14 protein-coding genes are annotated in these 14,625 nt (G+C 70.8%); 9 read left to right on the forward strand and 5 right to left on the reverse strand.

Annotation, left to right across the window (positions count from 1 at the left end; genetic code table 11):
• The first annotated feature begins 41 nt into the window (after positions 1-41).
• The gene (locus AB0B66_RS03225; protein WP_360522913.1) at positions 42-1,211 is read left to right on the forward strand and encodes an acyl-CoA dehydrogenase family protein; all 1,170 of its coding nucleotides are present in this window, start codon (positions 42-44) and stop codon (positions 1,209-1,211) included.
• Between the two features lie 145 nt (positions 1,212-1,356).
• Here AB0B66_RS03225 and AB0B66_RS03230 read toward each other — a convergent pair whose 3' ends face one another.
• From AB0B66_RS03230 to AB0B66_RS03240, 3 genes are all read right to left on the reverse strand, one after another.
• The gene (locus tag AB0B66_RS03230) at positions 1,357-1,683 is read right to left on the reverse strand and encodes an XRE family transcriptional regulator (protein ID WP_360522121.1); all 327 of its coding nucleotides are present in this window, start codon (positions 1,681-1,683) and stop codon (positions 1,357-1,359) included.
• A complete protein-coding gene (locus tag AB0B66_RS03235) occupies positions 1,680-2,027 on the reverse strand; it encodes a type II toxin-antitoxin system RelE/ParE family toxin (RefSeq protein ID WP_360522916.1) in 348 nt (115 codons plus the stop codon). The genes AB0B66_RS03230 and AB0B66_RS03235 overlap by 4 nt, the downstream gene beginning before the upstream one ends.
• A 145-nt stretch (positions 2,028-2,172) precedes the next feature.
• Complete coding sequence (locus AB0B66_RS03240) at positions 2,173-5,340, reverse strand: S8 family serine peptidase (RefSeq protein ID WP_360522124.1); 3,168 nt, start codon at positions 5,338-5,340, stop codon at positions 2,173-2,175.
• 235 nt (positions 5,341-5,575) lie between these two features.
• On the opposite strand from AB0B66_RS03240, the gene AB0B66_RS03245 reads away from it, so the two are divergent.
• Positions 5,576-6,112 (forward strand): SigE family RNA polymerase sigma factor, encoded by a 537-nt coding sequence (locus AB0B66_RS03245; RefSeq protein WP_360522127.1) that lies wholly within the window; start codon positions 5,576-5,578, stop codon positions 6,110-6,112.
• The gene (locus AB0B66_RS03250; RefSeq protein WP_360522130.1) at positions 6,105-6,794 is read left to right on the forward strand and encodes a hypothetical protein; all 690 of its coding nucleotides are present in this window, start codon (positions 6,105-6,107) and stop codon (positions 6,792-6,794) included. Before AB0B66_RS03245 ends, AB0B66_RS03250 begins: the two co-directional genes overlap by 8 nt.
• A gap of 43 nt (positions 6,795-6,837) precedes the next feature.
• Here the strand turns inward: AB0B66_RS03250 and AB0B66_RS03255 are convergent, their stop codons facing one another.
• A complete protein-coding gene (locus AB0B66_RS03255; RefSeq protein ID WP_360522133.1) occupies positions 6,838-7,347 on the reverse strand; it encodes a MarR family transcriptional regulator in 510 nt (169 codons plus the stop codon).
• Positions 7,348-7,457: 110 nt separating this feature from the next.
• On the opposite strand from AB0B66_RS03255, the gene AB0B66_RS03260 reads away from it, so the two are divergent.
• The 3 genes from AB0B66_RS03260 to AB0B66_RS03270 all read left to right on the forward strand — a co-directional run bounded on the left by AB0B66_RS03260 (position 7,458) and on the right by AB0B66_RS03270 (position 10,354).
• Entirely contained in the window at positions 7,458-7,910 is a 453-nt protein-coding gene (locus AB0B66_RS03260; protein ID WP_360522136.1) for an SgcJ/EcaC family oxidoreductase, read from the forward strand.
• A 91-nt stretch (positions 7,911-8,001) separates the two neighbouring features.
• Entirely contained in the window at positions 8,002-8,499 is a 498-nt protein-coding gene (locus AB0B66_RS03265; RefSeq protein WP_360522139.1) for a general stress protein, read from the forward strand.
• Between the two features lie 76 nt (positions 8,500-8,575).
• Positions 8,576-10,354 carry a beta-galactosidase family protein gene (locus AB0B66_RS03270; protein WP_360522142.1) on the forward strand — a complete coding sequence of 593 codons (1,779 nt, stop codon included), beginning with the start codon at positions 8,576-8,578 and terminating at the stop codon, positions 10,352-10,354.
• A gap of 96 nt (positions 10,355-10,450) precedes the next feature.
• Here AB0B66_RS03270 and AB0B66_RS03275 read toward each other — a convergent pair whose 3' ends face one another.
• Entirely contained in the window at positions 10,451-11,038 is a 588-nt protein-coding gene (locus AB0B66_RS03275; protein ID WP_360522145.1) for a DNA starvation/stationary phase protection protein, read from the reverse strand.
• Positions 11,039-11,251: 213 nt separating this feature from the next.
• Between AB0B66_RS03275 and AB0B66_RS03280 the strand changes: the two genes are divergently transcribed.
• The 3 genes from AB0B66_RS03280 to AB0B66_RS03290 are packed head-to-tail and all read left to right on the forward strand — an operon-like array spanning position 11,252 to position 14,566.
• A complete protein-coding gene (locus AB0B66_RS03280) occupies positions 11,252-12,025 on the forward strand; it encodes a VOC family protein (RefSeq protein ID WP_360522148.1) in 774 nt (257 codons plus the stop codon).
• Positions 12,026-12,067: 42 nt separating this feature from the next.
• Positions 12,068-13,108, forward strand: coding sequence for a glycosyltransferase family 2 protein (locus AB0B66_RS03285; RefSeq protein WP_360522151.1), 1,041 nt, complete (start codon positions 12,068-12,070; stop codon positions 13,106-13,108).
• Positions 13,109-13,156: 48 nt separating this feature from the next.
• Positions 13,157-14,566, forward strand: coding sequence for a glycoside hydrolase family 18 protein (locus AB0B66_RS03290; RefSeq protein WP_360522154.1), 1,410 nt, complete (start codon positions 13,157-13,159; stop codon positions 14,564-14,566).
• Positions 14,567-14,625 lie beyond the last annotated feature (59 nt).

Below are 14,625 nucleotides of genomic sequence, written 5' to 3' on the forward strand. Positions count from 1 at the left end.
CGTTAAGCTACCGACCGGTACGCCCCATCTGCTAGCCGGTTCTGAGGAGGTCTCGGGTGTTCACGCTGTACCAGCTCTCCGAGGAGCACGTGGCGATCCGCGAAGCCGTGCGTGAAGTGTGCGACGCCAAGGTCGCCCCCAACGCCGCCGAGGCGGACGAAACGAGCGAGTTCCCGCAGGCCAGCTTCGATGCGCTGCGCGCCTCGGACTTCCACGCCCCGCACATCCCCGAGGAGTACGGCGGCGCGGGCGCTGACGCGCTCGCCACCGCGATCGTCATCGAGGAGGTCGCCCGCGCGTGCGCCTCGTCCTCGCTCATCCCGGCCGTGAACAAACTGGGTACCATGCCCCTGCTGCTGGCCGGGTCCGCCGAGCTCAAGCAGCGTTACCTGCCCAAGGTCGCCTCCGGCGACGGCATGTTCTCGTACTGCCTCTCCGAGCCCGAAGCGGGCAGCGACGCGGCCGCCATGACAACCCGGGCAGTTCGTGACGAAGATCACTATATTCTCAACGGCGTGAAGCGCTGGATCACCAACGCCGGCGTCAGCGAGTACTACACCGTCTTCGCCGTCACCGAGCCCGGCATCGGCGCCAAGGGCATCTCCGCGTTCGTCGTCGAGAAGTCCGACCCAGGCGTGAGCTTCGGCGCGCCGGAGAAGAAGCTCGGCATCAAGGGCTCGCCCACCCGCGAGGTGTACCTCGACAACGTGCGCATCCCGGCCGACCGGATGATCGGCGAGCCCGGCACCGGCTTCGCCACCGCCATGCGCACCCTCGACCACACCCGGGTCACCATCGCCGCGCAGGCGCTGGGCATCGCCCAGGGCGCGCTGGACGCGGCCCTGGACTACGTCAAGGAGCGCCGCCAGTTCGGCAAGCCGATCGCGGACTTCCAGGGCGTGCAGTTCATGCTCGCCGACATGGGCATGAAGCTCACCGCCGCCCGCGAGCTGACCTACTCCGCCGCGGCCCGCTCCGAGCGCGGCGACGCCGACCTGACCTATTTCGGCGCGGCCGCCAAGTGCTTCGCCTCCGACGTGGCCATGGCCATCACCACCGACGCGGTCCAGCTGCTCGGCGGCTACGGCTACACCAAGGACTTCCCGCTGGAGCGCATGATGCGCGACGCCAAGATCACCCAGATCTACGAGGGCACCAACCAGGTCCAGCGCATCGTCATGGCCCGCCAGCTCCTCAAGGGCGTCATCTGACCCTGTCGCCCTCTTGCCGCAACTCTAAAAAGTCGCGCCCTCCCGGGTCTGGGAGGGCGCGACTTTTAAGCATTGTGCAGGAGAGGTCAGATGGTGAGGGTCCAGCTGTCGATGTAGCCGGTGTCGCCTGCGAATGCGTCCTGGATCAGCCGACGACCAGTCGTTCGCCGCCGAAGTCAGCGATGATCTCCATGCGGCCGCCGAGGGCTTCAATGTAAGCGGCGAGGGTGCGAAGTTCGCTGGTAGTGACCTTGGCGCGTTCGATGGCGGAGACGCGTTCCTGCCGCACGTGCATCCGCTCGGCTACCTCGGCCTGGGAGAGTCCGAGCCGTTTGCGCATCTCGACCAGGCGGGTGGCACGACTTACGTTGATCAGGTGCTCGGCACCGGCCTCGACCTCGGCGCGGTCGGCCTGGTCGGGAAAGAACTCGGTGAGAAAGGCGTCCCGGTCGTAGCCAGAGGTGCTGCTCATGCCTGCTCCCTCTCCTTCAGATAGGTGCTGTATCGAGCCTCGGCGGTGGGGATCGCCTCGCGGTACCACGTGCTCCAGTTACCAGCCTTGTCGCCCGCGACCAGCAGTACCGCGTTGCGTGCCGGGTCGAATAGGAACAGGATCCGGATCTCCGTCGACCCGGTGGAGCCTGGCCGCAATTCCTTGAGGTTGTGCAGTGACGAACCTTTGACACGATCGACGAGCGGCCGTCCGAGGGCGGGCCCTTCGTCTAGGAGGGCGGTTATGGCCTGGCCGATGAGGACTGCCGTGTGGCGATCGGCGTGTCGCAGCTCGTGAAGCCAGTCTCGGACCTCGTTGACCATCTCCAGTCGGAAGCTCACCAAGCGAAACTAATTGGTTCTTAGTACTCCTGCATACTAATGCGTCCGGTACCCGATCGTCGACGGTTTCCGCGTCCCGACGCGGACAGGGCCCGGCGGTCACCCGCCGGGCCCTGTCCGTTGCGCGTCAGGCGGTGCGGTACGCGCGCACGATCGTCTGCGTCACCGTGTTGCCCGCCTGGTCGGTGGCCTTTACACGCAGCGACACGAAGCCGGGCCGCTTCGGGTGGCTGACGAAGGCCGTTCCCCAGAGCACGCGCTGCTTGACCCACGTCCGGCCGTCGTCGAACGACGCCTCGACGCCGAGTTCGCGGCAGGACGCGGACGCCGTGGCCAGGTGCCGGTCCAGCACCACCGGAACGGCCGCGGTGCGGCCCGCCCGTGCGGTGTTGGTGTCGTCGAGCACCGGCACGAGCCGGGCCGTGGTCAGCGGGAACCGCTCCGGCGCGGAGGTGTGCGCCGAGGTGAAGGTCCAGACGACCGTGACCGAGGTGGACAGGGTGTCCGGCGCGCCGCGGGTGACGGTCGCCTCCAGCCGGTACGCGGCCTTCGCAGCGGGCACCGTGAACTCCGCGTACGAGCCCTCGGCGGTGCCGATCTCCTTGCCGTTGCGCGACAGCCGCATCTTCACCTGCAGGTCGTCGCGCCCGACCGGCCGGCCGTCCGCGTCGGCGAACATGGCCGGCTGGACCGTGATCACGTCACCGTCCCGGCCCGCGTACCCCGTCGGCGACCACTCCGGGGCCCCGAGCACCGTCGGCCCGAACGGCGCCGCGTTCCAGTTCTGGGTATACGCCTTCCCGGGCTCGTAGATCGACTCCTGCGTGGTGGAGTTCGCGCCCTCGACGAACGTCGTCGTCCAGATCAGCCCGCCGTCGGTGTTGTAGTACTCGGTGGCGCGGAACGGCAGGTCGATCGCGGTGTTGGAGCCGATGGGCCCGGGCCCGCCGATGGCTGCCGCGCGGTGGAAGCGCACCGCGGAGGCGGTCGCCGACTGGCTGCGGTAGACCGCCTTGACGGTGGCCAGGTTGGCCGGGGACAGCTTCCTGGCCAGGCCGGTGAACATGTCACCCTTGCGCACGTATGCGAGGTCGTACGTGTACGGGCTGTTGCGGAAGGTCCCGTCCTTGCCGGGACGGGCGAGCCCGATACCGAGGGTCACGGCGAACTCGGGTGCCGCGACGGCGGGCCCGATCCGGCCGAAGAACACGTCCCGGAACGACGTCCCGTTGAGCTGCACACCGGGGTAGCGCAGGCCGTCGTCCCAGTTGGCGCTGATGTTGATCGCCGTCGGGGCGGCGTCGCGCTGCGGCACGGTCAGGGCGACCGGCTTGGCGGTACGCGCGTCGAGCGCCTCGGTGACCGGCCCGTGCACGTCCAGCAGGGGCTGCACGAGCAGCGTGGACACGCTGCCGTCGTGGATGGTGCTGTACAGCGCGTACCGGCCCTTGGGCAGCCGTATGGTGCCGCCGCCCGCCACCGAGGACAGGGTGGTGAACTCGCCGGTGGCCAGGTTCGCCGCCACGGTCTCGTAGTCCGTGGCCGGCTTGCCGTCCCGCCCGGTGTGGGGCAGCCGGACGTCGTAGCTCTCGATCTCCCGGTTGAGCGCGAACGGGACGCGTACCCGCAGGTCGCCGGCCCCGGTCGCGGTGACGGTGCCCTGGTAGACGCCGTCGGGCGCGTCGACGCGGGTGTCCACGGTGACCGTCGCCGAAGCGCGGCCGCCCGCGGGCACGACCAGGGTGGCCGGGTTGACGGTGAGCATGCCCGCCGGTGCCGGGGCGACCGACAGCGACAGCGTGACCGGCGCGGGGCTCGTGTTGCGATACCAGATGACCTGGTCGAACGGCGTGTCGTCGGCGTGCGGCCAGCGCTGGACCGGGAAGTCGATGGAGCCGACCTCGGCGGCGACCGGCTGCGCGACGGCACGTCCGATGTCGAGGCGGCCCGCGCCCACCTCGTACAGGCTGTCTTCGCCGCCGGGCTTCGTGGCGTTCATCAGCGCGGCCTTGAGCTGCGGTCCGGTCCAGTCCGGGTGCTGCCCGGCGAGGATCGCGGCCGAGCCCGCGACGTGCGGGGTCGCCATCGAGGTGCCCGCCATGGGCTGGTAGCCACCGCCGGGGGCGGCCGCGACGATGTCGACGCCGGGCGCGCTGAGGTCGGGCTTGATGTGGTTGTCGCCGAGGCGGGGGCCGCGGCTGGAGAAGTACGCCCGCTGGTCGTCGGCGTCGACGGCGCCGACGGACAGCGCCTCGTCCACCGTGGACGGCGACGAGATCGACTTCGGCTTACCCTCGTTGCCCGCGGCGACGACGAACAGGGTGCCGTACCGCCGGCTCAGGTCCTGGACCGCGGTCTCCAGCGGGTCGAGGCCGGGCCGGTCGGTGTCGCCGAGGCTCAGGTTGACCACCTTCGCCTGCGCCGCCGCCCACTCCATGCCCGCGATGACGTCGGAGTCCTGGCACAGGTCGGTGGCGCAGACCTTGCCGACGACCAGCTTCGCGCCGGGCGCGACGCCCCGGTACGTCCCACCGGAGGCGGCCCCGGTGCCCACGATGGTCGAGGCCACGTGGGTGCCGTGCCCGACGTTGTCGGACGGGTCGTTCCCGCCGGTGAAGTCCCGGACCGCGGCGAGCTGCCCGGCGAAGTCGGGGTGGGCGGCGTCGATGCCGGTGTCGAGCACACCGACCGTGACACCCGTACCGTCGAAGCCGGCCTGCCAGGCCGATGGCGCGCCGATCTGGCGCACGCTGCGGTCGAGCGAGATCCGGCGCTTGCCGTCCAGCCAGATGCTCGTGATCCCGGCCGTGAGCGAGCGCTGGGACGCGGTGCCGCGGGTCAGTGACGACCAGAGGTCCGCCCGGTCGTCGCGGTTCGCCCGGACAGCGAGCACGTCGGCGGCGGGCAGGTCCGCCCGCACCCGCGCGGCACCGTCGACGACGGCCGCCCGCGCTCGCGCGGACGCGTCCTGCGGGTAGGCGACCAGCAGCGGCAGCTCGGCGGCCCGGTCGTCGTAGCCGAACCCGCCGAGCGCGGTCAGGTCGAACAGCCGCCGGTCGAGCCGTCCGTCGCGCAGCAGCGGCATCGCGTCGGCCGGCACGACGTACCGGTGGCCGTCCTCGCGGCTGCTCACGAACCGCATGCCGGTGCGGCCCGGCCCGCGCTCGATGCCGACGGCACCGTCCGCGTGCAGGGTGACCCGGTCCCCGGTGATGAGCGTGAAGACGGCCGGAGCGGCGCTCCCGGCTGTCGGGCGCTGCGCCGCGGGCGGTGCCGTCGGGCCCGTTGCGGTCACCGCGTTCGCGGGTTGAGCTGTCAGTGCCGCCGCAACAAGCGCGGTCGCGAGCGCCCCGGCTGTCAGTGCGTGTCGTTGCCGTCGTCGCACATCGTCCTCTCCGCCGCCGGGTGTCTCCCGGGACCGCACGATGACGTCCGGTCCCGGCGGCCGGTTGAACGGCCGGGCGTGACGGTGCTCACAAAGCGGGCCCTGGGCGGGCGGCCGGCGGTCCGGCCGGGGTTCCATTCGCCTGGTGACCGCGGAACGAAGCTTCGGGGGCACGGGCCGGCCGAGTGACGCCGAGGACTTCGACGCCTTCTACGCCGCCTGTGCGGGACGGGTGGTGGGTCACGTCTACACGCTGACCGGCAACCGCACCGAGGCGGAGGACGCGGTCGCCGAGGCCTTCACGCGGGCCTGGCAGCACTGGCCGGAGGTCCGGGACGCGGACAGCCCGGAGGCGTGGGTGCGCCGGGTCGCCACCCGGATCGCGGTGAGCAGCTGGCGCAAGGCCTTCAACCGGGTGCGCGCCCACCGCAGGGCGGCCGTCGACCACAGCGTGCCCGGCCTCACCGAGGACCATGTCGCCCTGCTGCAGGCGCTGCAGCGGCTGGGCGTCAACGAGCGCCGAGCCGTGGTGCTGCACCACCTGAACGATCTCAGCGTCGCCGACGTGGCCGCGGAGATGGGCAAGCCGGTCGGGACCATCAAGACCTACCTGGCCCGCGGCCGCAGGGCCATGGCCGGGCTGCTGGACGAGGCGCACCAGGAGGAGGCCTCCCATGGCTGAGCTGCACGACGACCTCACCGGGATCGCCGAGGGGGCCCAGCGGGCCGCGAAACTCCCCGCCGCGCGGACGTTGCGCGAGCGCGCCGACCGCCGTCGCCGTCGGCGTGCGGCCGTCACCGGCGCGGGCTTGGTGGTGCTCGCCGTGGCCGCCGCCACGGCCCTGCTGCAGGCGCGCGACGGTGCCGAGCCGCCGGTGGTCGGCGCGCCGACGTCAGCGGCCACGTCCGTGACCACTTCGGCGGGACCGTGGGAAATCCTCGCCGGTCGACGGCAGGTCGTGATCGTGGTGCCCGGCATGCGCGATGCCGTGCTGGCGATCGGGCCCGACGACGACCGGGTGCGCGCCACCACCGAGCAGGGTGTCGACGACAGAGCCCGCTGGGTCCTGCGTCCCGAGGGGGACCGGTACCGGATCGAGCTGGCCGCTCCGCAGGCCGGTGGCCGCCTCTGCATGACCGTCGTGCACGACGCCGCGCCGGGCAGCGTGCGCGGCCAGGCGTGCGATCCCGCCGCGCAGACGCAGTTGTTCAAGATCGAGCAGGTCGCCGACGGGACCTGGTCGCTGTTCCAGGGCCGACGCTACGTCCAGGTCGTCGACGGCACCAACGCCCTGGTCCCCGACCTGCCCGAGAACCTCACCACCACGTACGAGTTCGCGGACCGCGGTCCGGCGATCGGGTGAACTGCACGGACCTGCCGCGTCGGTGCTTCGTGCGGCGGGTGCCTCAGGGCTTCGGCGCGGCAGGCGGGTCGGCCGGGCGGGTGCGGCCCGCGGTGCCGGCGCGGACCTCGCGGGTGGCCGCCAGCAGCGCTTCTGCGGCCCGGCCGAAGTAGTCGAACAGCACGGCCAGCTCCTCGGGCCGGTATCGGTGGAACACCTCGCCGAGCCGTTGCCGGGCCGGGCCCACGATGGTGTCGACGTCCAGTTTCGGCACGGGTTCGACCAGCACCCGGCGGCGGTCGGCGGGGTCGGCCACGCGGCGCACGTGCCCGGCGCGCTCCAGCCGGTCGATGAGCCGGGTGGTCGCGCCCGTGGTGAGGCCGGTGCGCTCGGCCAGCGCGCCCGAGGTCAGCCGGCCGGCGAGGTTGAGCGTGCTCAGCGCGGCCCAGTCGGTCGGGTGCATGCCCGCCGCGTCGGCCGCGGCCTGGGCATGCGAGGTCATCGCGTCGAGGTAGCGCCGGAACGTCTCGTGCGCTCCCGGCGGCAGCCCGGCAGGCGGCGTGGCGGCGGACATGGCGTGACGGCTCCCTCTGCGCTAATCTCTGCATGAGTGCAGATATTGCATACATGCAACTTCTGTGTGTCCGGAGACCATGCTAGGCCCGGCCGACCAGGGAGGAACACGTGAACCACCCCGACCGCACCGCCGATCTGGCGGCGATCGAGCAGTTGCTGGCCTCGATCGCGCACGCCTGGGAGAACGCCGACGCCGACGCGTACGGCCGCGCCTTCACCGCCGAGGCCAGCTACGTGACCTTCGTCGGCACCGTGTACCGGGGACGCGCCGACATCACCGAGAGCCACCGTGCCCTGTTCCAGGCGTTCACCAAGGGCACCCGGCTGTCCGGGGAGACGATCTCCACCACGTTCCTCGGCCCCGACACCGCCGTGGTGGTCGGCCGCGGTGACACCTACAAAGGGGACCGCCGCCCCGCGCCGACGAAGATCCAGACCTACGCGCTGGTACGCGAACCCGACGGCTGGCGGGTCGCCGCCTTCCACAACACCCGCCGCCGCTCGCTGATGGAGGCGATCCAGTTCCGCTTCGCCCCCGGCACCCGGCCCGCCGTCCGCTGAGGGCGAAACGTCCAGGGCGGACGGTGACGGTTGACGAGGCCGCGCGACGGGTACCCGCCTGGCAACGTCAGCCGTGCAGAGGAAGGCTCCCATGACACAGACCGAATGGGCCGCGGACAGCCGCGCCGCGGGGCAGGTCGTCGTCGCGACCTACGACACCTACGCCGAGGCGGAGCGGGCCGTCGACCACCTGTCGGACAACGGGTTCCCGGTCGAGCGCACCGCGATCGCCGGCCGCGGGCTCAGTCTGGTCGAGCAGGTCACCGGGCGGATGACGACGTGGCGCGCGGCGGCGAACGGCGCGGTCAGCGGAGCCCTGCTGGGCATGCTGTTCGCCTGGCTCTTCGGCTTCTTCAACTGGGTCACGCCGCTGATCTCGCTGCTGCTGCTCGTGCTGTACGGCGCGGGGTTCGGCGCGGTAGCGGGCAGCCTGTTCGGCCTGGCCGGGCACGCGCTCACCGGCGGCCGCCGCGACTTCTCCTCGGTGTCGGCGATGCAGGCCGACCGCTACCAGATCCTGGTCGACGCGGCCGCCGCCGACGAGGCGATCCGCCTGCTTGACGGGATCGCTGCGGAAACCGATTACTGAGCAGACTGCCAAGCTATTTGATGTTCTATGACCGAGACTGGTGAAAACGCTTTCCGTTGGTCTAGACTCCTCGGCCATGCCAGTCTTCAGTGTCACGCCGGACGCCGTCGAGCTCGATGGAAAGCCGTTCCAGGTGCTCTCCGGGGCGATCCACTATTTCCGGGTGCTGCCCGAGCAGTGGGGCGACCGGCTGCGCAAGCTGCGCGCGATGGGTCTGAACACGATCGAGACCTACGTGCCGTGGAATCTGCACGAGCCCCGGCCGGGAGAGTTCGACTTCGGCGGCCGGATCGACCTGGGGCGCTTCCTGGCCGAGGCGGCTGAGGCGGGGCTGTACGCCATCGTGCGGCCGGGGCCGTACATCTGCGCGGAGTGGGACAACGGGGGGCTGCCCGCCTGGCTGCGGGCCGCCGAGGAGATCCCGCTGCGCTGCCACGACCCGCGGTTCCTGGAGCCGGTCGACAGGTTCTTCGACCGGCTCGTCCCGCATCTGGTCGAGCACCAGGTGACCCGGGGCGGCAACGTGCTGATGGTGCAGGTGGAGAACGAGTATGGCTCGTACGGCTCGGACCGGCGCTACCTGCGCCACCTCGCCGACGGTCTGCGCGCCCGGGGCATCGAGGTGCCGCTGTTCACCTCCGACGGCCCGACCGACCTGATGGTCACCGGGGGCACCCTCGACGACGTCTACGCCACCGCCAACTTCGGCAGCCGCCCGGCGGAGCGTTTCGCCGAGATGGCCGCGCTGCGCCGCTGGCCGTCCTTCTGCATGGAGTACTGGAACGGCTGGTTCGACCACCACGGCAAGGACCACCACGTGCGGCCCGCGGCGGAGGCGGCGGCCACGCTGGCCGCGCTGGTGGACGCGGGTGCGTCGGTCAACCTCTACATGGCCCACGGCGGCACCAACTTCGGCTTCCTGGCCGGGGCCAACGCGGTCGGCGAACACCTCGACGACGTGTACCTGCCCGACGTGACGTCCTACGACTACGACGCCCCGCTGAGCGAGCACGGGGCGCTGACGCCGAAGTACTGGGCGTTCCGGGAGGTGCTCGGGCGCGGGGTGGAGTTGCCCGATCCGCCGTCGGAGCAGCCGAAGACGCTGCCCGCCGGGCGGGTCGAACTGACCGAGCGCCTGTCGCTGCTGGACTGCCTGGACGTGCTGTCCACGGGCACCGTGCACAGCGCCGTCCCGAAGACGCTGGAGGAACTCGGCCAGGCGTACGGGCTGGCCGTCTACCGCACCCGCGTCCCCGGGCCGCGGACCGGCCATCAGCTGCGCGTCAAGGGCCTGCACGACCGGGCGCTGGTGCTGGTCGACGGCTCGCCCGCCGGCGTGCTCGACCGCAACGGCCCCGTCGCGCTGCCGCTGGAGATCGCCGACGACGCGGCGGACGTGACGCTCGTCGTCGAGGCGATGGGCCGGGTCAACTACGGCCCGCTGGTGGGCGAGCGCAAGGGCATCGTCGGCGGGGTCTTCCACGGCCAGCAGCTCGTGCACGGGTACGAGATCGACCCGGTGCCGCTCGACGACCTGTCGGTGCTGCCGTGGGGCCGGGAGACCGGCGCGGCCGGGCCGGTGTTCCACCGCGGAGTGCTGCGCGTCGACGAGGTGCGCGACGCGCTCCTCGCGCTGCCCGGCTGGCACAAAGGCTACGTCTGGGTCAACGGCTTCAACCTGGGCCGCTATTGGGAGCGTGGTCCGCAGGTCACCCTGTACGTCCCCTGGCCGCTGCTGCGCGAGGGCGACAACGAGATCATCGTCCTGGAACTCGACGCCGAACCCGCAGCCCGTTCCGTCGAGGTGCGGGAAGAGCCCGACCTGGGCCCCGCGACCACCTACATCGCGACCTGACCCGCCGCATGATCGCCGGAGTTGCCAGGCACCTGTGCGTATCTTGAGCAGTCATTCGCCCAGTTGCCTGGCAATTCGAGCGATCTTGGAAGGTGGTCAGGATTCGACGAGCGGGGTGTCCACCAGGTGCTCGGCGAGGAACCAGGCCTGCAGTTCGCCGGTGCGGATGACGTCCGAGACGAGCAGGTCGTTGGTGCCGTCGTCGCCCATCTCGTCGGCGCGCTTGGCGGCGTCGTGCGCGGCGATCAGGATGGCCTCGTGCGCCTCCAGCAGGCGGGAGATCATCGCGGGCACCTCCTCGACGCCGTCCGGCGGGCGCGGGATGACGGTGATCTCCGCGACGTGGCGCGGGTCGCCGATCGCCACGCCGCCCAGGGTCTGCACCCGCTCGGCGATGGTGTCGATGAGTTCCAGCTGCTCGCCCGCGTGCTTGTCGAGCAGCAGGTGCAGCTGGTAGAACGTCGGGCCGCGCATCAGCCAGTGGTGCTTCTTGTAGAGGCTGTAGAGGATCTGCGAGTCGGCGAGGCACTGGTTGAGCCGCTCGCACGAGTACATCCGGGCGTCGTGGGACAGGCCCACCGGGAGCTGGCGTACGGTGCCGAACTCCTGGATCTGCATGCCCTTCTGATGCAGCATGGGCTGGCTGCCGCGCGTCGCGGACTTGGCGGGCGACTTGGTGGGCATCGAGGTTCCTCTCGTTCCGGCCGCGTCGGCGGAAGCGGGCACAGGCTTGTGACCAGCAGATATACCGCCCCTATGGGTACGCGGCACGCCTTGGCCAGTCTTTCAGGAGCGACCGCAGACAGGCTGCCGGTTGCCGAAGTCCGCCGCCGCTCCTTCGGGCGGAATTTCGGCGATGCCGGGGTCTTCCCGCGCGCGCGGAGTAAGGATGTCGGCATGGCGGCAACCTATGAGCAGGGCACCCCGAGCTGGGTCGACCTGGGCAGCACCGACATCGAGGGCTCGGTGGCCTTCTACGGGCGGCTGTTCGGCTGGACCGACGAGGACCTCGGCCCCGACGCCGGCGGCTACCGGATGTTCCGCAAGGACGGCAAGCAGGTCGCCGGGCTCGGCCCCGCCACCGACGTGGCCCGGGGCAGCGCGTGGACCACCTACTTCGCCGCGAACGACGCCGAGGACATCATGGCGAAGGTCGCCGAGCACGGCGGCACCGTTCTCGTGTCGCCGATGGACGTGATGGGCCAGGGGCGGATGGCGGTCTTCGTCGACCCCGAGGGCGCGTTCTTCTCCGTGTGGCAGCCGCTGGCGTTCGCCGGGTTCGAGCTGGCGAACGAGCCGGGCAGCGTCACCTGGAACGAGCTGATGACCTCTGACGTCGACGCCGCCAAGGTGTTCTACCGGGAGGTCTTCGGGGTGGGGATGCGCGACGTGTCGATGGCCGAGGGCATGACGTACACCCTGCTGGAGGCCGAAGGGCGGCCGGTGGCGGGCGCGCTGCCGATCGACGCCGCGTGGGGCCCGATGCCGTCGCACTGGTCGGTCTACTTCGCGGTCGACGACTGCGACGCGGCGTACGCCAAAGCCCTGGAACTGGGCGCGACCAAGGTGATGCCGCCGGAGGACTCGGCCGCCGGGCGGTTCGCCATCCTCAAGGACCCGCAGGGCGCGACCTTCTCGGTGATCAGAAACAACCCGGATTTCTCCATCTGAGAACGCGCGGGGTCAAGGCACTTCGATGGCTATCGTGTCCGCATGGCCGTGCCGAGACTGTCCGTCGTCATCCCGATGTACAACGAGGAGGCGGTCCTGCCCCTGCTCGTGAGCCGGTTGCGGCCGGTGCTCGACGGGCTGGGCCAGACCTACGAAGTCGTCGCCGTCGATGACGGCAGCCGCGACGCCACGGCCGCTATCGTGACCCTGATTCGGGCGAAGTGGCCCGAGCTGCGGCTGGTCCGGCTGCGCCGCAACAGTGGGCACCAGGCCGCGCTCACCGCCGGCCTGCACCGCTCGCGCGGCGACTACGTGGTCACCATCGACGCCGACCTGCAGGACCCGCCCGAGACCATCACCGAGATGCTGCACCTCGCGCAGTCGCAGGAGCTGGACATCGTCTACGGCGTGCGCGGCGACCGGGCCAGCGACACCCTGTTCAAGCGCGGCACGGCGAACCTCTACTACCGGCTGATGCGCCGCATCGTCGGCAACCGGATGCCGCTCGGTGCGGGTGACTTCCGGCTGCTCAGCCGGGCCATGGTGGACGCGCTGCGCGAGCTGCCCGAGCAGGCGCCCGTCTATCGCCTACTGGTGCCGTGGCTGGGTTTCCCCAGCGGGCAGGTCGTCTACACCCGGGAGAAGCGGGCGGCGGGCAGCAGCAAGTACCCGCTCGGCAAGATGATCAACCTGACCGTCGACAGCATCATCAGCTTCACCGCGGCCCCGCTGCGGCTGGGCATCTGGCTGGGCGTGTTCGGCGCGCTGGCCTGCGTCGTCGCCGCGGCGAAGGTGCTCGTGGCGTACTTCCAGGGCACCGTCGTGCCCGGCTGGACCTCCCTCTCCCTGGTGGTGCTGTTCCTCGGCGCCTGCCAGCTCATCTGCCTCGGCCTGCTGGGGGAGTACGTGGGCCGGATCTACCAGGGCGTCCAGGCCCGGCCGTCGTACTTCGTCGGCGAGGACTCGCTGGCCGAGGCCGAGGGTCGGGCCCGCACGCGTCAGCGGAGGCCGTCGGAGGAACCCGACGAGGAGTCGGATCCCTTGCAGCACTTAGGAAATCTAACTGTTAGGTCTCTTGACTGAAGCGCGCTCCCGCGTGAAAGTTCGCATGGACGAACGATGGGAGTGCATATGCTCAGAACACTGCTCCGCCCGGGCATCGCCGGGGCGGTCGCCCTGGCCCTGGGCGCCGGCTTCCTGGCCGCGCCGGCCTCCGCCGGCGGCGCACCCAAGCCGGACGCGCCGAAGAAGGTGATCTCCGCCTACTTCGCCAACTGGTCCGTCTACGGGCGGGGCTACTTCGTCAAGGACATCCCCGCCGACAAGCTGAACGTCATCCAGTACGCCTTCGGCGTGCCGACGTTCAACCAGGCCACCGGGGCCGTGGGCTGCGACGTGCTCGACCCGTGGGCCGACTACCAGCAGGTCTACTGGGGTCCGGAGAACACCGTGGACGGTGTCGCCGACACCTACCCCGGCCAGAACGTCTACGGCAACTTCAACCAGCTGCGCAAGCTCAAGGCCGCGAACCCGCACCTGAAGATCGAGATCTCGCTCGGCGGCTGGACGAAGTCGACCTGGTTCTCCAGCGTCGCGAAGACCCCCGAGCGCCGCCAGGCGTTCGTGACGGCCTGCATCGACACGTTCATCAAGGGCAACCTGCCGACCGGCGGCTGGCCCGAGGACGCGGGCGGCATCGGCGTCGCGAAGGGCATCTTCGACGGCATCGACCTGGACTGGGAGTACCCGACGGCCAAGGCCGACAGCAACGTCGACTACGGCCCGGAGGACCGGCACAACGCGACGCTGCTGGCCAAGGAGTTCCGCCGCCAGCTCGACCTGCAGGGCAAGGCCGACGGCAAGCACTACCTGCTGACCGCGGCGCTGCCCGCGGCGAAGAGCTCGACCAAGTACTACGAGCTGCGCGAGTTCTCGAAATACATGGACTGGGTCAACATCATGACCTACGACTTCAACGTGGCCGGCGGTTCCGTGGCGGGGCCGAGCACGCTGTTCACCCGGGACCCGCGCGACCCCGAGGCCGACGACTGGACCTGGAACACCGTCGGCACCGTGGGCTACTACCTCGCCCAGGGGGTGCCCGCCAACAAGATCGTCGTCGGCGTGCCCTTCTACGGCGTGCAGTACATCCGCAACGCCAACGGGCTCTACCAGGCGTTCGACAACACCGGCATGAACCCCGACTCGCTGGTCTGGGACTCCAAGCCGCAGCCGTCATACCACGACCTGGTCGACGTGGCGGGCATCCTGAGCCCCTCGGGAACCGCGAGCAACGGCTGGACCCGCAAGTGGAACCCGTTCGCGGGTGAGCCGTACCTGTGGAACCCGGCGGCCGAGCACGTGCTCGCCACCGGCACCGTCACCGCGCCGACGACGATCGTCTACACCGATCCGAAGTCGCTCGCCGAGCGCACCGCGCTGATCAAGCTGCTCGGTCTGCGCGGCGCGATGGCCTGGGAGCTCAGTCAGGACTCCGACGACAACGCGCTCATCAACGCGCTGTACCCGGTCCTGCAGTAGGTCACCTGGGGGCCGGTGTCACCGCTGCGGCGGGGACGCCGGCCCCCGTGGCGAAAACC

Origin of the sequence: Catellatospora sp. NPDC049111, from assembly GCF_040648615.1 — a bacterium.
Taxonomy (GTDB): Bacteria; Actinomycetota; Actinomycetes; order Mycobacteriales; family Micromonosporaceae; genus Catellatospora; species Catellatospora aurea.